16 protein-coding genes and 1 pseudogene are annotated in these 19,787 nt (G+C 36.8%); 8 read left to right on the forward strand and 9 right to left on the reverse strand.

Annotated elements, in window-relative coordinates:
- Positions 1–77: 77 nt before the first annotated feature.
- A complete protein-coding gene (locus PTI45_RS24525) occupies positions 78–3,308 on the reverse strand; it encodes a S8 family serine peptidase (RefSeq protein WP_069326120.1) in 3,231 nt (1,076 codons plus the stop codon).
- A gap of 338 nt (positions 3,309–3,646) precedes the next feature.
- Positions 3,647–4,201 carry a GbsR/MarR family transcriptional regulator gene (locus tag PTI45_RS03330; protein WP_069326121.1) on the reverse strand — a complete coding sequence of 185 codons (555 nt, stop codon included), beginning with the start codon at positions 4,199–4,201 and terminating at the stop codon, positions 3,647–3,649.
- Positions 4,202–4,535: 334 nt separating this feature from the next.
- Here PTI45_RS03330 and PTI45_RS03335 point away from each other — a divergent pair, with 334 nt between their 5' ends.
- Together PTI45_RS03335 and PTI45_RS24615 are read left to right on the forward strand one after the other, a co-directional pair.
- Entirely contained in the window at positions 4,536–5,738 is a 1,203-nt protein-coding gene (locus PTI45_RS03335) for a quaternary amine ABC transporter ATP-binding protein (RefSeq protein WP_069326122.1), read from the forward strand.
- Positions 5,731–7,566: pseudogene (locus tag PTI45_RS24615) on the forward strand (glycine betaine ABC transporter substrate-binding protein). The gene PTI45_RS03335 and the pseudogene PTI45_RS24615 overlap by 8 nt, the downstream one beginning before the upstream one ends.
- 117 nt (positions 7,567–7,683) lie before the next feature.
- Here PTI45_RS24615 and PTI45_RS24030 read toward each other — a convergent pair.
- From PTI45_RS24030 to PTI45_RS03355, 3 genes are all read right to left on the reverse strand, one after another.
- Positions 7,684–7,842, reverse strand: coding sequence for a hypothetical protein (locus PTI45_RS24030; RefSeq protein WP_161594229.1), 159 nt, complete (start codon positions 7,840–7,842; stop codon positions 7,684–7,686).
- Positions 7,843–7,896: 54 nt separating this feature from the next.
- On the reverse strand, positions 7,897–8,343 hold the full coding sequence (locus tag PTI45_RS03350; RefSeq protein WP_069326124.1) for a NucA/NucB deoxyribonuclease domain-containing protein: 447 nt from the start codon (positions 8,341–8,343) through the stop codon (positions 7,897–7,899).
- 191 nt (positions 8,344–8,534) lie between these two features.
- Entirely contained in the window at positions 8,535–10,223 is a 1,689-nt protein-coding gene (locus PTI45_RS03355; protein ID WP_069326125.1) for a methyl-accepting chemotaxis protein, read from the reverse strand.
- Positions 10,224–10,655: 432 nt separating this feature from the next.
- Between PTI45_RS03355 and PTI45_RS03360 the strand changes: the two genes are divergently transcribed.
- Positions 10,656–11,432: a sporulation protein gene (locus tag PTI45_RS03360; protein ID WP_069326126.1), complete on the forward strand. Its 777-nt coding sequence runs from the start codon at positions 10,656–10,658 to the stop codon at positions 11,430–11,432.
- A 112-nt stretch (positions 11,433–11,544) separates the two neighbouring features.
- On the opposite strand, the gene PTI45_RS03365 is transcribed toward PTI45_RS03360, so the two are convergent.
- From PTI45_RS03365 to PTI45_RS03375, 3 genes are read right to left on the reverse strand one after another with little or no spacing between them, the layout of a single operon-like run.
- Complete coding sequence (locus tag PTI45_RS03365) at positions 11,545–12,117, reverse strand: GNAT family N-acetyltransferase (RefSeq protein WP_069326127.1); 573 nt, start codon at positions 12,115–12,117, stop codon at positions 11,545–11,547.
- A 28-nt stretch (positions 12,118–12,145) separates the two neighbouring features.
- Positions 12,146–13,357 (reverse strand): MFS transporter, encoded by a 1,212-nt coding sequence (locus PTI45_RS03370; RefSeq protein WP_342672105.1) that lies wholly within the window; start codon positions 13,355–13,357, stop codon positions 12,146–12,148.
- A 32-nt stretch (positions 13,358–13,389) separates the two neighbouring features.
- Complete coding sequence (locus PTI45_RS03375) at positions 13,390–14,151, reverse strand: MBL fold metallo-hydrolase (RefSeq protein ID WP_069326128.1); 762 nt, start codon at positions 14,149–14,151, stop codon at positions 13,390–13,392.
- A 117-nt stretch (positions 14,152–14,268) separates the two neighbouring features.
- On the opposite strand from PTI45_RS03375, the gene PTI45_RS03380 reads away from it, so the two are divergent.
- The 3 genes from PTI45_RS03380 to PTI45_RS03390 all read left to right on the forward strand — a co-directional run bounded on the left by PTI45_RS03380 (position 14,269) and on the right by PTI45_RS03390 (position 15,953).
- Positions 14,269–14,679: an Lrp/AsnC family transcriptional regulator gene (locus PTI45_RS03380; protein ID WP_069326129.1), complete on the forward strand. Its 411-nt coding sequence runs from the start codon at positions 14,269–14,271 to the stop codon at positions 14,677–14,679.
- A gap of 82 nt (positions 14,680–14,761) precedes the next feature.
- Positions 14,762–15,079: a hypothetical protein gene (locus PTI45_RS03385; protein WP_069326130.1), complete on the forward strand. Its 318-nt coding sequence runs from the start codon at positions 14,762–14,764 to the stop codon at positions 15,077–15,079.
- Positions 15,080–15,287: 208 nt separating this feature from the next.
- The gene (locus PTI45_RS03390; RefSeq protein WP_069326131.1) at positions 15,288–15,953 is read left to right on the forward strand and encodes a PsbP-related protein; all 666 of its coding nucleotides are present in this window, start codon (positions 15,288–15,290) and stop codon (positions 15,951–15,953) included.
- Between the two features lie 75 nt (positions 15,954–16,028).
- Here the strand turns inward: PTI45_RS03390 and cls are convergent, their stop codons facing one another.
- The gene (gene cls, locus PTI45_RS03395; RefSeq protein ID WP_069326132.1) at positions 16,029–17,483 is read right to left on the reverse strand and encodes a cardiolipin synthase; all 1,455 of its coding nucleotides are present in this window, start codon (positions 17,481–17,483) and stop codon (positions 16,029–16,031) included.
- 269 nt (positions 17,484–17,752) lie between these two features.
- Here cls and PTI45_RS03400 point away from each other — a divergent pair, with 269 nt between their 5' ends.
- Both PTI45_RS03400 and nagA read left to right on the forward strand, forming a co-directional pair.
- The gene (locus PTI45_RS03400) at positions 17,753–18,538 is read left to right on the forward strand and encodes a DeoR/GlpR family DNA-binding transcription regulator (RefSeq protein WP_069326133.1); all 786 of its coding nucleotides are present in this window, start codon (positions 17,753–17,755) and stop codon (positions 18,536–18,538) included.
- A 26-nt stretch (positions 18,539–18,564) separates the two neighbouring features.
- Positions 18,565–19,704, forward strand: a complete 1,140-nt coding sequence (nagA, locus tag PTI45_RS03405) for an N-acetylglucosamine-6-phosphate deacetylase (protein ID WP_069326134.1) — start codon at positions 18,565–18,567, stop codon at positions 19,702–19,704.
- Positions 19,705–19,787: the final 83 nt, after the last annotated feature.

Here is a 19,787-nt window from a genome sequence, read left to right on the forward strand (position 1 = left end):
CTACCTTACCCGCAGGTTGGATAGTATCTATTGTGAAAGGTTCTTTTTTGTTTACTATTTAGATCGATATTTTTTCATTATTTTGCAGGTGCTTTAATTTTGACTAATGCTTTGACCGTTGTCTGGACAGTAGGATCTGCTACTGAACGAATCTGAATATTTAATTTTACGATACGCGAACCAGAAGCGGGATACTTCAAAAGTGTTCCAGTATTATCTACATATTTGGCATCACTTGTAGATAATACTTTGTAGGTGATCCGTTCTGTATCGTTTAGTGCAATCACGGGTTTACCGATCTTATTTTGTCCATCCAAAATATAATGGAACGGTTTTGCGGCGGTATGGATTCGATCTTTCTCCGTACCTGTAATGCGATAAGAGGTGTAAGCAGGATGAACAGAGTTAGGATCTGTCACCCCCTGCGGATTCACATGATATACAGCCAGTTCTAATTTGTATTGTCCCGGCGGGAGTGCTTTGAGAGAAGTTCCGTTATTGTCAGATACCATCACGACATTATCTATATCGTTAAAGTTATAATACCCTGGCTTAAATAATGGGTATCCCTCATCAGTAACCGGTTGAACGACTTGTGCCAGTGTTCCTTGAGCAACATCATTCATATCATACACATTTAATTCCATGACATTGGAATCGGTAGCTGTTAAGTGAAAACCAATATCTATACTATCTTGCTTGCCATCTAAACGAATGTCTCGATCACTTAACGTCACTTCTTGTAGTCCTAATCCAGCATCAGGAAGATTGGTTCCTACATGGAGAACGAATGGTAGATGCAATGTAGGATAACCATTAGCTGTTAATACCACATCGCCTTCATAATCTCCTGTTACAGCAGTAGCATCGGGTTGAACAGCTAAAGCAAACGATTTAGTCGATTGCCCATTAACCAGAATAGAGCCGTCTGGATTTACTCCTTTTAACCGTGCTGCAATATGACTTACATCTGGCGTTGCTACAGGTTGATAAGGATCTGATGTCACGCTTGGATTCATGTGTACAGTCGCTTGATATTGTATACTCGTGGTCGATGTATTTTTAATTTGCAATGTTTTGGACTGTTCTGCCCCACCTGCCGCAACTACGCCAAAAGCAGCAGAAGAACCATAGTTGGTCACTGTTTTCTTTTTCAATTCTTTATCCAAAATTGTAATCGGTTCTACGGTTTCAAGCACAGCTGGTGAATAGACAGCATCGATTACATTTACACGTCCACTTCCTTGAGAATAGACGTCATATAAAGTTCCTTTTTCATCTTTAAGCGGCTTGGCTGTATTCGCTAGAATCGCCCGAATATCAAATGGAGTCCAGTCAGGATGCTCCTGTTTTAACAAAGCCGCTAGACCAGCCACATGAGGACTAGCCATGCTCGTTCCATTTTGTCGTAAATAAGCTTCTTTATACGAAGCATCTTTAATTAATTTGCCATATGCCGGGAATGTTGATTCAATATTCGTTCCTGGAGCCACAAAATCAGGCTTGATCCCGAGCAATCCATCTTGATTCGGTCCACGGGAACTAAAATCAGCGATAGTATCTCCAATAGAAGATGTTTTGGGATATTGCTTTCCGAATGTAAATGTTAATGGCGTTGTAGGAGATTGTATAGCTTTTCTTGCTAAGGCACGTCCTGCTTCACCTGCCATATCAAAGCTTGGAATATAAGGATAACCATCTCCAATATAAGCTCCGCTTCCAATATTTCCATCTCGCCCTGCTATATGTTCGGATAAGTCAGCTTGAGTAGAATCATTGATTTGAGCATCTCCATTGAAAATAATAACCGCTTTGGCTCCTTTAGATTTGGCAAGGGTTATTTTATCTGTGAATTTAGAACCTCCACGTGAGATCAATACCACTTTATTTTGTACATCTTTGCCTTTATAATCATCATCCAATCCTAAGCCTACATATACTCCTTGATACAACGTATTTCCCAAATATTGAGCAAAATCATCTTGCTGGGTGCGCCATGCGATCGCCTGCAAAGAATAACTTTGTGCATACGTATCTTGACTCACCGAATCAGCATCATACACAGAAGCTGTAACCGATGCTTGATATTGAGTACCCGGAACAGTTGAAGCACCTACTGAAATCGCCAATGGCGAAGTAGCTGGAGAACCTAAAGAATAGTAATAGGAACCTGGAGCAGCTGCATTTCCGTTCGCAACCACCACAACAACACCGCTTAATACAGCATTATTAATAGCAATCACATCTGGTGAATTCACATCTTTGTCTGCGTCTGTTCCTAACGATAAATTAATAACATCCATACCGTCTTTAACTGCATGTTCGATACCGTCAATAATTTGCGCTGTCGTACCTGTAGAACGCCCTGTCTGCGAGTCACGTCCTAATACTTTGTAGACATGAAGTTCTGCATCATAAGCGACTCCTTTTTGCACAATTTCACTGGTTTTATTCGCCGCTTGCCCTACGATTGTACCGGATACATGGGTACCATGAGATGTTCCTGCAAATCCCAATCCTTGAGGATCATCTTGTACAGATAACGGTGGATCTTCATAAGGGTCATTATCATGGTGAACAGAATCATAACCCCCTTTATAAGCGCCTTTCAAATCTGGGTGTTCATAATCTATCCCAGTATCGATCACTCCGACTTTAACACCTTTACCAGTTAACCCTTTTTGCCAGGCCATCGGAGCACCGATTAGGTTAAGTGGTGAAGCATCATATGTAGCACTGGTTGCAGTGAGTGTAGCTGGTTCCTGTACAGGAATCGTATAATAATTATTATTTTCATAAATAGATTTGATACCCGGAATCTCAGCCAGAGTCGAAATTTGATTAGCAGGTATCGAAATCTCCATCCCATTGAGTACAGTGTTATAACGATAATTCACTGTCATCTTAATCCCTTTAGCTTTGGCGGCATTGGTAAAAGTAGACTGTTGTGAATCTATCGTTGTTGCTGTAGAAGCCATCACTTGCGAATCTTCTACCGATTGAGTGGTGAATCCTTGTACTGCTTGATCTGCTTCATATCGACCCACTGCAACAGGTTCATTATTAAGCTGGACAATCACTCGAATGATTTGGCTGGATTTGAGATTGATATGCCGTGAAATGATAGGAGCTGTATTCGCAGATGAATGTAATAATGATGCATTCGCTGTTGATGTTAATTCATAAGGAGATGTGATGGTACCTTCTTCAGCAGCAAAAGAACGATTTGGTGATAATAAGGTACTTACTGTAAGCAAGGCTGTTAATGTGATCATAGAACATGTACGCATAGCTTTGACTTTATTCAAATGATATCCCTCTTTTCGATGACTAAAATTCAAATCGTTTTCTTTCTCTTACAATCGTTTGACATACATAAGTAATACATAATGACGACTTCATAAATACAGAATACTTCACTGTTCATTATGCTAATTTTGTAATACAAAGCTATATTATCATTAAGATGTAGTGATCGACTAGACCCAATATAGAACTATTTATCCTATTTTGATAGTTATAATTAAAATATACGCTTTTAATAATCATATTCTGGTGAAATGAAATAGTTATTACTTTTATTGGAACAAAAAACCACTTCTACCTTATGACAGGCGAAAGTGGTTCTATTTTATAGGGTACGATTCTATTCTTCTTTAGGTACAAAATCGAAAATTTGTCCTTCTTCCATAAGATCAATCAGACGATCTAACCACATATAATAACGTACTGCTTCTTCCATTTTCTCTTTATCTTTCATCAATACTTGGGTCGCTGGTGACTCACTATCGAGATCAACAATCAATTTATCGATTTCTTTGACCGATTTGCGTAACACTAAAATATTACTTTCAACCGATTTGCGCCATTTGATAGCGAAAAAATCAGTAAATGTCTGATACCAGTCATATTCGACTTCATATAAGTCTTTACGTGACCCTTTTTCCCAGACTTTATTAACCATACGTAAATCTAGCAAATTGCGGATACCTGTACTCATGCTTGTTTTACTCATCGCCATTTCAGTACCCATATCATCTAAAGTCATAGGTTTGTCTGCAAAAAACAACATTCCATATAAATGTCCTGTAGATAATGTTACTCCATATAGATCCATATTACGTCCGATGACTTCGATAACGCGTTTTCTTACTTTTTCTACTGCCTCTTGCTGTGATGCATTTAATTGGTCCAAGCTCATGCTTGCACACTCCTATTCTATATATACAGTTTATTCTTTATGATCTGGATATTATGTTTTCTTAAATCATTTTAAAAAAGATAATCTCAAAAGTAAAGTCTCAAAATGAATAGTATGACTGAGAATATGAGCGTATATTAAAGTATTCCTTATAAACTTTCCGTACAGTTTTTTCTGTACATACTAAATATACGGGTTTTACGGTTGATTTGCAAACTTATATTTGTTACAATGAATCTCGTCGGTTTGCAAATGATGAAAATAATCATTTATTTTCTGTAAGTATAATGTTTTTCATCTTTATCTTCCTACTATATAAAAGGGGTGACAAATAGTGTCTATTTTAGAAATCAAAAATGTAAGTAAATTGTTCGGTCCAAACGCAGAACAAAATGCGAAATTATTGGATCAAGGTTGGACAAAAGAAAAAATGGCTAAAGAAAAACAGATTACTGTTGGTGTCAATCGTGTCAATATGGAGATTGAAGAAGGCGAAATCTTCGTAATCATGGGATTGTCTGGTAGTGGTAAATCTACATTAGTACGTATGTTCAATCGCCTGATCGAACCTACCTCTGGTGAAATTCTAGTCAATGGTAAAGATCTTCGCAAAATGAATAAAGAACAACTTCGCAATGTGCGTCGCAAAACAATCAGTATGGTCTTTCAAAAATTCGCTCTATTCCCTCATCGTAGTGTTCTCGAAAATGTGGAGTACGGACTTGAGATTCAAAAAGTGGCTAAAGCTGAACGTCGTACCAAAGCAGAAACGTCGCTTGAGTTAGTAGGTCTTAAAGGCTGGGAAACGAAAATGCCTGACGAACTTAGTGGCGGTATGCAACAACGTGTCGGTCTAGCACGTGCTCTAGCCAATGATCCTGAAGTTCTTTTAATGGATGAAGCATTTAGTGCACTTGATCCACTGATTCGCCGTGATATGCAAGATGAATTGCTTGAATTACAAGATAAAATGAAAAAAACAATCATCTTTATTACGCATGATCTAGATGAAGCTCTTCGTATCGGTGATCGTATTGCACTGATGAAAGATGGTGCTGTTGTCCAAATCGGTACACCGGAAGAAATCATGATCCAGCCTGCTAACTCTTATGTTGCACGCTTTGTAGAAGATGTTGATTTGTCTAAAGTATTAACTGCTGCTCATGTGATGCGCAGACCTGAGACGATCACATTGGATCGTGGACCTCGTGTAGCGCTTGAATTGATGCGTGAACGCGGTGTATCTAATCTATTCGTTATTGATCGTTCCAAAAAACTACTCGGTATTATTACTGCAGAAGATGCTGTTACCGCAATGAAAACACAACAAAAACTTGAAGACATCTTAATTCGTGATGTGCCTCAAGTAGAACCAGAACGTATGTTGAATGAACTATTTGAATTAGTCAGCACAGCTAAATTGCCTGTTGCTGTTGTAGATGAACGTGATCGCTTAACAGGTGTATTGATTCGTGGAGCATTACTAGGTGCACTTGCCGGCGAAGTAGATAATGGAGAGGTGAATGAGTATGCCTAAGATTCCTTTAGCACAATGGATACAAACGTTAGTAGATTGGCTGAGCCTGCACTGGGCAGGATTTTTCAAAGGCGTATCTAACATCATCAGTTATGTCGTCGATATTTTTACGTATTTCTTTATGTTGCCACACCCATTCTTATTCGTCATTATTATCGGTATTCTCGGGTATATCGCGAATAGATGGTCGCTCGCCATATTCTCAGCACTTGGATTTTTATTAATCTACAACTTGGGATATTGGACAGAAACCATGAACACATTAGGTCTTGTTATCACTTCTGCTCTAATCTCAATCTTGATCGGTGTTCCACTCGGTATTATGTGTGGTTCTAGCAAATTAGCTGCACAAATTATTACACCATTACTTGATTTTATGCAGACCATGCCAGCATTTGTATACTTATTACCGGCTGTAACTTTCTTCAGTCTAGGTGTTGTACCTGGTGTAGTCGCATCTGTTATTTTCGCTATTCCACCAACAATTCGTTTAACCCATTTGGGAATTAGACAAGTATCGGAAGAATTAGTTGAAGCGGCTGACGCATTTGGGTCAACCGGTGGACAGAAATTATTTAAAGTTCAATTACCACTTGCTCTACCAACGATTATGGCAGGTATTAACCAAACGATTATGTTATCTCTATCTATGGTTGTTATCGCATCTATGATTGGTGCACAAGGTATCGGTGCTGTTGTATATCGTGCCGTTGGACAGCTCAAAATTGGTGAAGGTTTCGAAGCAGGTCTAGCTGTTGTTGTTCTTGCTATTGTACTTGACCGTCTTTCTCAGAGCTTATTCAAAGGTGGACGCAAACAACGCGCTTAATAGTAACTAACTGTATACTCTAGCAACATTTGAAAATATTGATTAAAGGGGCGAATTATACGCATGAAAAAGCATAAAAACTTGCTGCTTTTCTCCTGTATTATATTGATCATGATCATTTCTGCCTGTAACCCGAACCGTCAACCATTTCCATCGTTCCCGGGCAGTAAAACAACCAATAGCTCTGACGCTATTGGCGATCAAGTCGGTTACCAGATTATCGGTATCGATGCAGGCGCAGGCATAATGAAAGCTACACGCAAAGCTATCGAAGATTATAAATTAACAGACTGGACATTGGTTGAAGGTTCTAGTGCAGCGATGACAGCAACACTGGATAAAGCAATCAAAAATGAAGAACCTATTATCATTACAGGTTGGACACCACACTGGATGTTCAGTAAATACGATCTTAAATATTTAGAAGATCCGAAGAAATCTTACGGAGATGCTGAAGAAATTCATACGCTTGCTCGTAAAGGATTACAAAAAGACGATCCAACCGCTTATCAATTTTTAGACCGTTTTGAATGGTCTTCTGATGAAATGGGCGAAATGATGGTAGCTATTCAAGCGGGTACTGATTCTGCTGTAGCGGCTAAAGATTGGGCTGAAGCTCATCCTGACCGTGTTGCTGAATGGACCAAAGGCTTGAAAAAAGTAAATGGCAATACACTTACATTAAGCTATGTAGCATGGGATTCTGAAATTGCCAGTACGAACCTAATAAAATACATTTTAGAAACTCAACTCGGTTACAAAGTAACTGCTTTGCAAGTAGAAGCAGGCCCTATGTTTACCGGTGTTGCTAATGGCGATGCAGATGCTACCGTAGCAGCTTGGTTACCACTTACCCATGCTGACTATTGGGAAAAATACAAAGCCAAACTGGATGACCTCGGCCCTAGTATGACCGGTGTTAAAGTAGGACTTGTTGTTCCTAAATATGTAAATGTGGATTCGATTCAAGATTTGCAGCCTCAAGCAGCTACTAAATAATCTTTATCTTTCATAGAATTTAAATAGAAATACAAAAAAAGCTATCTTTGAAATCGTCAGTGATTTCAAAGATAGCTTTTTTAATGCCTAACTATAGCAGTATACATAAGTTAAAGCTTATTCTGGATCATCTTTGGTATCGTTAAGTTTTTTAACCCACAATCCAAAAGCAATACATGCTACCACTATCATTACTGCATACAATAAAATGTAAGGTGTGTGTGCATTAAATTCCATAAATAAAGGCAACACAGCCGGCAAAATAGAAGTTCCCATCAGGTATTCCTCCTTTATAAATTTTCAATAACGAATTTTTAATCAATCCTTATCTTATTTTACCTCAAATAATACCCTTGTGCCATCCGAATAATTGTCTAATTGGTTACCTATCCATGAACCTGCGCCTCGATTATCTGAAGGTTTGATATAACGGATATCTGCCCCTTCTCCACCTTCTTGACACATCGCCATCGGCCACTCATCTCGATCATAGCCTTTTTTGGTAGCTATTCCTCGTAAAGATAACTGTCTATTTGCTTTGGCGCCTCCACGGTCTATGGTACAGATCGCAGAATGTCCTTCTGCGATCGCGTCTTTGATATGAGCGGCTGTTTTGGGATAGCGATCAGCAGGCACAACAAGGGTATAATCGGCTTGTCCATTAGACGCTTGATTGGGATTCAATATATTGCCAAGATCCACTTGTCCATTCACTAGATAAATAACCCCTGCTAGAATAGCAGTAACCACAAATCCCCATATTTTTTTAGAAGACATCGATTAAGTTCCTCCTATCGTACTCATTCTTTATTATAACCTGCTGTCTCCCTAAATAGGAACAAACGTTTCAATATACAAAAAAATACAAAATTCTTCTATACAAAAGACGAACCGGAAATCATCAGCTCATCCTCTATATAGAAGAATTTTGTATTAAATTCAATCAGACGAATGAATGAAGATTTGACTTACACACGGAATTTCGAAACTTCTGTCTGCAAATCCATTGATAAATGACTTAATGATTCAGCAGCATTCGAGATTTCGCGCATAGACTCTAACTGAATAGTAGATGCTTGAGTCGCTTCTTTTGAATCTGAAGTAATTTGTTGAGAAAGACCTGCAATTTGACGTTCAGAATCCAAAATTTTGGATGAACCGGATGAAATTTGATTCGAAGCAGTAGAAACTTCTTTCACTTGCTCTGTTACCAACTGGATTGCACTGTGTACATTATGGAAAATCTCTCCCATTTGCTGTACTGCTTTGGTACCGCTTTGTACTTCTTTGGCGCCTTCTTCCATTTTGGTTACAGCATGTGACGTTCTTTGAATAATATCTTCGATTTTGTCATTGATCTGTCTAGCAGAATCATTAGAATATTCAGATAATTTTTTCACTTCACTTGCTACAACAGCGAATCCAAGTCCATGTTCACCTGCACGAGCAGCTTCAATAGAAGCATTAAGAGAAAGAAGATTAGTCTGTCCTGCAATATCACGAATCACTTGTACAATCGTAGCGATTTCTTTAGACTGTTCTGCTAACTCATACAATGCTGTTGCTGTCGCTTGTACGGTCTGATCTACATTTTTCATTTGTAGCACTGTTTGTTCTACATTGCTTTCTCCATGTTCAACATCACTTAATGCTTTGCTTGAAGAATCTGCAACTAATGCCACTGATTCAGCTATACGATAAATATTATCTGTATTTTTTTCTAACAATTGTTGGTTGTCCATCACTTGTTGTAATTGAAGTCCTGCTGAAGATGAAATGCCTTTGACCGTAACCGTAGCTTCGTCAGCTGTTTTGACTGATTCTTCAGAAGTTGCTGTTAATTCTTCCGAAGCGGCTGCCATTTGTTCTGCACTTGAACCAATCACTTGCATCAAACCACGTAAATTATTCTTCATTTCATTAAATGAATTAGCCATTTGACCCAATTCGTCTTTGCTTGAAATCTGAAGATCCTCAATCGTTAAATTCCCCTGTGCAATTTCTTTAGCACCTTCAGCTACAAGAGCAATAGGTTTGGAGAACATGCGAATCACAAAGTATGCAATGACTATTCCTACAATAACAGCAATAACACTAACAACCATCAATGTATAGAGCGTTACATTAGCATCACTATTGGTTTCAGCTTGTGCTTCTTTTAATAGATTAGAATGGTATTCTTCCATCTGTTGCGCTTTGTCTGCTAAAGATAATGCCATCGGTACACATTGCTCTTGGACCATTTTAGTATAAGCAACCACATTATTTTGTTCTTTGTACGTAATCAGTTGATCGGTAATACCGCCATATTGAGTTTCTAGATCAGATAATTCTTGTAACATGTTAAGCGTTGTAGAATCATCGGCTAGCTTCTGTTGCATCGTAGCGATACCAGCAATCAATTTCTCCTTATTCTGCTTGAACATATCCAGTTGATTCGTATCGCCTGTAAGTAAGTACCCTCTTAAATATTTGGTCTGATCGCCCGCCAAGTATCTTAGATCTTTAATCCCTAGTATGGTCTGAACCCTGTCATTAAGTAAATTTTGATAATTTTTGCTAGCTACATGAACTTCATATCCTCCAATAGCACCTACAAGCAAAACTATAAATATCATGATTGAAAATACGCCTGACAATTTCTGTTTAATGTTCATTTTTTATCACTCTACTTTCATATCTATTGTTCACAATTTAAAATTACAAATTCAGGAAATGCTAATAATAAGATTATCGGGTTATCCATCACATGTTTTATGAGCATTTATACCTATTTTCGATAAAAATCGACATATTATTTTATTTAGTGCTAAAAATGTAGTTTATAAGTAGGTGTATAAGCGTTTACAGATTACATATGTATACTTCATTTCTCCTTTTTATTTAACAATTAAACTTTAGTTCTATATCTTAATACCTATATTTATAAATTATGAAACAAAAAGATATAGTCAGACTATACAAGAAATCACCTTTTGCACAAAAATTGTCGATAAAAATATTATAGAAATAAGAAACGTAATATATATTTCTTCCGTATATGTTCATATCTAAATAAGTTACTCATCATCCAAAAGGGGAAATGTCCAATGTCATTCTTTAACAAAATGCTTGCTCGCGTAGGAGTAGGCGCAGCCAAAATTGATACCATCTTAGAGCGTACCGAGTATTATCCTAATGAAGATATGAACGGAGTCGTTCATATTCAAGGAGGCAATGTTGATCAAGAAGTCGGTAATATCTATATTAAAGTGATGACTGAGTATATTCGTGAACACGATGAGAAAAAAGAACATGTACAGTATGCGATGGCTCAATACAAAGTATCTGATGAAATGGTTGTCAAAAAAGGACAAAAGTTAGAAATTCCGTTCTCCTTTATATTACCTTCGCAAACGCCGATCACTTTGGATCGTCAAAAAGTATGGTTGCATACCGGATTGGATATTGGTATGAGCCTTGACCCTACCGATCACGACTATATTACAGTGCATCCACATCCTTACATGGAAACAGTACTTCAAGCAGCTGAATTACTAGGATTCCATTTCCATAGCTCATCTGTTGAATACCTGTCCCGTTCACGTTACGGTGTTCCATTTGTTCAAGAATTCGAATTTACACCAGGTCGTGAATTCAGCAACCGGATTACAGAGTTGGAATTAGTGATGCGCTTAGAACCTCATGGTCTTCAAGTTCTGGTTGAAGTCGATCGCCGTGGACGGGGTCTAGGAGGATTATTTGCTCAAGCTTTCGATATGGATGAGCGTCATGCGTGGTTAGAACTTAGCAACAGTGACTTAAATCGTGGTGTAGAACATATTGCTGATAAATTAGAAAATCTAATTATTCAACAAAGTCGTTAATTTGTATAAGAAGTAAATATTCTTTTCATATTTTTCTGAAGTGGCTAATAATGTATACGCAATAGAGATCAAAAAGGATGATCTACGCTAACAGGTGTAGATCATCCTTTTTTCACTTTATAAATTTTAATGCTTTTGATGAAGTGATATGAGGTTTGAATACTGAAAATAGTAAAGTACCTGCAAATCTTTTTAGTAAATCATAAAATTCTTCTTTATCCACCTGACCTCTATAAATCAGAACTTCGTACAGACCCCAACGATCTTGATAAATCAAAGTTGAATCTTCAAAACCATTACGAACATAAAACTTCCTTCTCGTTAACCGTTGCTCATAGTTATTAGCCATCTCATCCACAAATTCTATATTAAGTATTATCCGATTATTCGGGTACTTTTCTTTAATTAGAGTAAGTGCACGACTTCCATACCCTTTGGATCTAATATTGTTGTCTATAGCTATATATAAGACATACGTTAAGTCTTTACGAGTGATCAAGTACGTAAATCCTACAAATACATCATCCTCATACATAATAAGAAAGTCTACGAAATCTCTTTTAGCTTTCCACAGTAAAAGGTTCATCGGTATCCGCTCGTTTGCAGGGAACGAATCTAAATATAATTCTTTGACTTTATTGATTTGTTGCGGATGTTTCTTTAGTGATTCTACTCTCAGACTCATATCATCAATTCCTTACTATATTCGATTGTTAACCTGTTTTTTTATTAAGGATATACCGATTAGCTTTTTCTTTCTTTCCATACAATACATAATAAAGAACAGATGTTGCGATAACAGCTACTCCTAAAATCATATATATAGTGGGATATCCAGTAATGGGAATAACAAGTCCCAAAAGTGAAGGCCCAAATCCATTTCCAATATCATAAAAAATGAAAAATGTAGCGCTAGCCAGTCCCATGCGATGAGGAGGAGCCACGGTTACAGCTATCGTCTGACTGATCGAAGAAATATTTCCAAAGCCAAGACCAATCAACCCTGCTGCAATTAAAAGAGTTAATGCACTATTTGCAGTACCGAGAAGAACCATTCCAATACCGAAAATAATAAAAGCAGGATACATAATATAATTAGCTCCGATACTATCCATCAATCGCCCGGTAAATGGACGGGAAATCAAAACAGTAACTGTATACACAATAAAGAAGAAACTAGCAGTATCTATTAAATTCAGCTCAATAGCATATAAATTGATATAGGACAAAACACTAGAAAAGCAAAAAGTCATAATCAGAACGATAAAGCTGATCGGCAGTGCTTTTGGTTCAATATACTCTGAAAGTTTAATACCTTTACCCTTTTCTTCTACCACGTCTACTTTTTTCATTTCAGGAATACGGACGAAAAATCCAATGATAATGCTTACGATCGCTAATAGTAGACACACGATAAAAATCTTATAAAATCCAGTATGTTGAGCCATGTATAGACCCACAAATGGACCTAGACCGGTTGCTACTGCTGTACTAACAGCAAAATAGCCAATACCTTCACCTCGTTTAGATATCGGTATCGTAAGCACTACAAGCGTTCCAATCACAGTTGTCGTGATTCCTAATGCAATGCCATTAAAAAATCGGCTAATAATGAAAAAAGAAAGTCCGTAATTCACCAGATACAGAAGAATTGTTAAGGCAAAAAAAATAAGTCCAGCCACCAATAGTCGTTTATATTGGAGTCTTTTCATAAGGGATCCTGTAAAGATACGTCCTGTCAGTGCACCAATAATAAAAATTCCTGCTGCCAGACCTGCTTGTCCCGTAGTCGCATCAAATTCTCTTAGCACATAAAGAGCAATCGTGGCATTTAATAACAGGTAAATAAAGATCAAGAAAAAATTGACTAAAGAGAGAATGATGAAATCTTTTGTCCATAATTTCGGTTGTGCTGTTTTCATCATTTTATTTCCTCTATTTCTTATACTTTCTTATTTTAAAATGGATATGACTCTCCATTATCCGGTATTAACAATTGAGAAGAGAACTGTTTTTCAACTGCAAATTGTTTCAATTCTTTTTTAGACAATCCCCAGTGATTAGCCGATTCCATATGAACAGAAATGATCGTTGCAGTAGTTGCCGCTTGATGAACTTGATATACATCCTCTTTGTCCATAATAATTGGACCACCCTCTAGAAATTGATTAGCGCCTGCATTCACTACAATTACTTCTGGCTGATGCGTGTGAATCGTGTCTTGAACACTCGGATACCATACGGTATCGCCAGCTACATATAATGTTGGCTCCTCTGGATGCTTAAAGACTACTCCAGATACATGTCCCATAAGACTGACTAGATCTCCTCTGCCATGCTCCCCTGTTGTCTTGATCAATTGAATCCCTTCAAACAATGTATCTGCTTGCAAAATCTCTACATTTTGAAATCCTGCACTTTGAATTTCTTTTGCATCTTCTTCGTTTTGAGTAAACAGTTTTACGTTTTTGGGCAAGACTTCTTTGGCTACATCATCCCAATGATCTAAATGCAAATGAGTTACAATCACCGCATCGATATGGTCGATAATTTCATTCATAGGAATAGGCAAACTTTCCAACGGATTATTTTGATCTTGTCTTGCTGAATTTGAGAAAGGAGGATACGTGCCTTTTTCAGCTAAAAATGGATCTACCAAAAACTTTTTGCCTGCATACTGGATGATCAATGTTGCACTTCGGATTTGCTGTATATTCATGTGTGTAACTCCTTTTGTTTGATTTACATACAGTGTATACTATTGAAACATTGCAAATACATGGTATAAATAAAGTGTTTTTACCGTTTAACTTTATTAATGAAGGGATTTGAACAAATGTTAGATAATACAGATAGGCAAATCCTAGAAGAGCTTTCGAAGAACAGCCGAATCTCGATGAAAGAGTTAGGAGAAAAAATACATTTAAGTGGGCCTGCCGCTTCAGCACGAGTAGAAAAATTAGAAAATAGTGGAATTATTGAAGACTATACGATCAATATTAATCAAATAAAGATGGGGTATTTTGTTCATGCTATGATCAATATCTTTACCAAAAGTACCCATCATCAGCCTTATCTTTCCTTCCTAAAAACACAAGAATCGTACGTGATTCATAACTATAAAATTAGCGGAGATAGCTGTTACATTCTAGAATGTAAATTTCCTTCTAACGAGGAATTAAATGAATTTCTGATTCGATTAAATGAGCATGTCAATTACACATTATCTATCATTATTAATAAATAAAATGTGTCTAAAGAAGTGAGTATATGCAAAAGGAATCTGTAAGTTTATCTAGAATGGTTATATTATGAAAGGAGCTGATAGCATGTCTAAATTTTATATGGTTAGAGAAGAGAAATATTCTAGTTATATTCAAGAGACGTTGAATCAGTTGATCCAAAAAGAACATCTGGAGGGGATAGAATCAGGTCACCCCACCACCAGTTCAGACAAAGTTTTACTGTATTGCTCGACTCATCACGATGAAGAAGATTCTCCTTATAAATATATTTATTATTTAAATGAGACCGCTAGACTAATCTTTGAAACTCATCAGATTCACCTTACGTATGCTGCAACGATTCCTGAAATCGCTCTTCCATCTAATTGTTCTACATTGGTAGAAACGATACGGTCTATTTAAAACAAGCGCACTCCATGTATAGGGGTGCGCTTGTTTTTTTGTCATATCTAATAAAATAGCATGACTCTTCATATTATTCCTGAATTTACCGATAAAGATAGTGTTATGTATATTTTGTAGATACATGGCTATATTTATTTTCCGACATAAGGCACAAGTTATATTCTCAGCCGATGAGACAATACACATAAAAGGGGTTATTATTCAAATGTACAAAAAAATCGTACCTGTCATTTTACTATCTGTAGCTTTAACAGCTTGTGGTTCTGCTAATAAAGAAGCGACTCCAGCAGCCGAAAGCAAAACAGTAGCAACAAATGAATCTGCAACAACTGCACCTACTACAGCAACAGAAGAAACAGTTACAGAGAACACAGATGTAAAAACAGCTGATGCTGTTGAAATGAAAACCTATGAAGGTGAAAACTTCAGTATCGATTATCCTGCTTCATGGGTAGAATATGATACGACAGCATTCAACCAACCTTCTATCAAAGTCGCTTTCAATGATCCAGCACCTAAAGTTCAATTTGCAGATAATGTGAATGTGACTGTTAATGCAGTTGATCCTAATGCAACGATCAAACAAGTTGTTGACACTACATTAGCTTATTATGAGCAAGATACAACCAATATGGCTAACTTTAAATTACTTAGTAATGACCAAGATGCATCTCAAAATCAAGCTGTGATTGTAGGTCAATACACACAAGCTCAAGCAAAAGTTGATATTGCTCTTGTTCAAGCTATCGTTGCAGATCAAGGAACGCTGTATACGTTATCTATCTCTATGTCTAAAGATACGTATAAAAATGGTGGTAAAGAACAAGCAGAACAAATGATCAAAGCATTTAAAATTGCTGATAACTCTTAAGATAAATATAACAAAAAGACGATTTGCATACATTGTGCAGATCGTCTTTTTGTTATTTTGGATACGATTCTAGGATCAAAGAATAGGTGAAAGCAATCTGGAAATGCCTTCTTTAAACTTGATGATCCATGATCGATTATTATAGCGTTCAGGTGTCAGTTCACTACTGACTAGACTGTCTTGATCAAATAGATCGTGAAGTTGCTTAGCAATCTGCTCATCATACACGATAGCATTAATCTCAAAGTTCAGTCTAAAGCTACGAGAATCAATATTCATCGTTCCTACAGAAGCTACTTCTTCGTCTACTACAATCGTTTTTGCATGCAAAAAACCTTTTTCATACAAAAGAACTTTAGCTCCATAATCCAGCAATGTCCCTACATGTGCCCATGTTGCCCAATAGACAAACGGATGATCCGGTTTATTAGGGATCATAATTTGTAGATCAATTCCTGAGATCAGAGCAATCTTACACGCATCCATAAAGCTGGCATCTGGAATAAAATACGGAGTCTGAATATAGACATTCTTTTTAGCCGATAAAATCATCTTAATATACATATTTTTAAGATGTTCTGTCTCCGAATTAGGCCCACTGGAAACGATCTGGATCATACTGTTACCATGATGCTTTGCAGAACGGTACTCAAATTCATGATAATCTTCTTTTTGTTCTTTGCGAGCTTGATGCCAATCCAGAATAAATCTGCCCTGAATATGATTGACTGAATCGCCTTCTATTCTAAAATGGGTATCTCTCCAATAACCGAATTTTTTATTTAATCCAAGATATTCATCACCTACATTAAACCCACCAATATAAGCAATCGTTCCATCAATAATGCAAAGCTTGCGGTGATTTCTATTATTGATGCGGAAATTGATTAATTTGAAAAAGGAAGGGAAAAATACTTCTACTTCTCCACCAGCTAACTGTAATTCTTTAAAAAAGGAACCTGAGATTTTTTTAGAACCTACTTCATCATAAAGTAATCTTACTTTCACGCCTTCTTGAGCTTTTTGAGTTAAAGCATCTCTTAGCCTTCTGCCCAACGCATCAGGTTGAATAATATAATATTGGATATTAATTTCTTCCGTAGCTGCTTGAATATCCTGAAGCAAAGCATCGAACTTAACATGACCATCATCGAAAATAACGATCTCATTGTCATTCGATAATAAAGCATTGGTTGATCTAAGATTCAGCGTGACTAATTCATCATATTTGGATGGTATCGGAAATTCCTGTGACTGTGTATCTTGTAATGTAAGTAACTGCTTATCGACCTCAGATTGTACAAATCCTCGTTCTTCCGCAGAAAGCCCGTAGAAATTTTTCTTTTTAAGATTACGTCCCAGAAAGATATAAACCAGAAACCCAACAATCGGAATAAAAAAGAGAATCATCAACCATGCCCAAGTATACCCTGCATCTCTTTTTTCAAAAAACAGAAATCCGATCGACAAAGCAATATTAATAACGGTAACGATCGAAACGATCAGTGTAACTACATTTCCGTATTCCATATGTATGTCCCTTCTTCTAAATTCATCTATTAACTGAATAACACGTCTTTATACTAATATGTAGCTCAATATAGTTAGTTTAAAGCTTAAAGTCATCAATCACAAATGGATATTCATTTTTTACATACTTGTTAAATATTTATGTTAAATGATATAGCGCTTTTCATTACTATTATAATTTCTAAAACTTACAAATCATTAATAATTAAAATAAAATACTTGAATATCATTATATAAACGAATAATATTACTTATAAGAGGTGATTATTATGTATCAAGAAGAACGATTATTGAAAATATTAGAATATTTAAAACAGCATCAATCAATGAGCGTAACTGATATATGTACTGAATTTGAAATATCCAAAGATACAGCCCGTAGAGATATTGTTAGATTAGTACAAGAAGGAGTCGTTATCCGTACTCATGGCGGAGTCTCTTTACCTCAATTAAAAAAAGAAATATTATCGTACCAAGATCGTCTTATTGATGAAGCCGAACCTAAACGAACAATTGGAGTGCTTGGCGCTCAACTTATTCAAGATCATGAGACTGTTATTTTGGATGTATCCACTACGGTACAATTCGTCGCAGAACAGATCAAAGCTCAACATCTTACAGTGATTACACACTCTATTGATAATGTAGGGATTTTATCAGATAGAGAAGATATGCAGATTTATTTACTTGGTGGCTATTTGAATGTAAAAAATCGTTCTTTATTTGGTCCTTCTATTCTCGATAAGCTTAGTCAGATTCGTGCAGATAAAGCCTTTATTGGGGCTGTAGCTATCGGTTCAGATGGTATCTACTACTCTTATGAAGAAGATGCTCGGGTGAAGCAAGAAATGGCTAGAAGATCAGATCAAGTAATTGTGGTAGCAGATCATACTAAATTTACAAGTAAATCATTTTATAGATTAGATTTTGATTATATAGATATTTTAATTACGAATCAGCCTGTTCCTAACCCCTTAAAAGAAATACTTAGTCAGAACAATATTACGGTTATTACTTATCAAGATGAGGAGCATGGAACGAACTATAATGACTAAGTCATATGATGAGGATGAGAATATTGATGTATACTATTTTGCAAAATGTAGAACTGATACTTCCAAATAAAATTCTATCAAACGTTCATGTAGGGATCGAAAAAGGAACAATCGTAAAGATTGATGCAGCTCCTATTTCTGCATATGAAGAATATCAACAAATCGATTGTAAAGGGCAACGGTTAATCCCTGGCATGATTGATGTTCATATTCATGGAGCGAATGGCTTTGATATGATGGATGGTCGTGAAGAAAGTATACAAGAAGTGTCTCGTACATGTGCTTCTACAGGGTGTACCTCTTTTCTAGCTACTTCTGTCAGTTCTACGATTGAAGATCTTTTAGCGATGATCCACAGTGTGAAACGTGTCGTCGGTCATGAAGTAGGCGCCAAAATCGCAGGGATTCACTTAGAAGGACCGTATTTGAATCCAATACGTAAAGGTATGCAAAATGAGAAGTATTTACGTCATCCTGATATCGAAGAAATGAAGATGATCTTTAAAGAAGCTGACTCTCTTATTCAAATGGTAACGATCGCTCCAGAGTTACCGGGAGGGATGGAATTAATTTCATTTCTTAAAGAACAAGGTGTTATTATATCTATTGCTCATTCAGATGCAACTTATGAAGAAGCCAAAAAAGCGTTTGAAGCTGGTGCAAGTCATGTTACACATTGTTTTAATGGGATGCGACCGATCCATCATCGCGATCCGGGAATTGTCGTTGCGGCTTTTGAAGAAGAGCATGTCAGCCTCCAAGCTATTGTTGATCATATTCATTTGCACCCTGCAATTATTCGACTCATGCATCGTTCCAAAGGCCCTGAAGGTATGGTTTTGATTACAGATGCTTTACAAGCGATGGGTATGGGAGACGGCGATTATCTTTTTGGAGGTCACCATGTAACGGTAACCAATGGCGTGGCTAGATTACATGATGGAACACTAGCTTCAAGTACAGTTACGATGAATGAAGCACTTCGGTATACGGTTGAAACAGGAATTTCTTTGACAGATGCTGTACAGATGGCATCCACTACGCCAGCATATATTCTGGGTCTACAGCAAAAAGGAACAATTGCAGTAGGTATGGATGCAGACCTTGTGCTACTAGATGATGACTTTCAAGTACAATGGACTATGATCGATGGTCACATAGTATAACGCCATTACACTTCATTGCTCTAACTTATACAGAACATACGATATATCTAATAGAAGTCTATTTAAAATAGCAAAAAGAGGTT

Source organism: Paenibacillus nuruki, assembly GCF_001721045.1.
Taxonomy (GTDB): Bacteria; Bacillota; Bacilli; order Paenibacillales; family Paenibacillaceae; genus Saccharibacillus; species Saccharibacillus nuruki.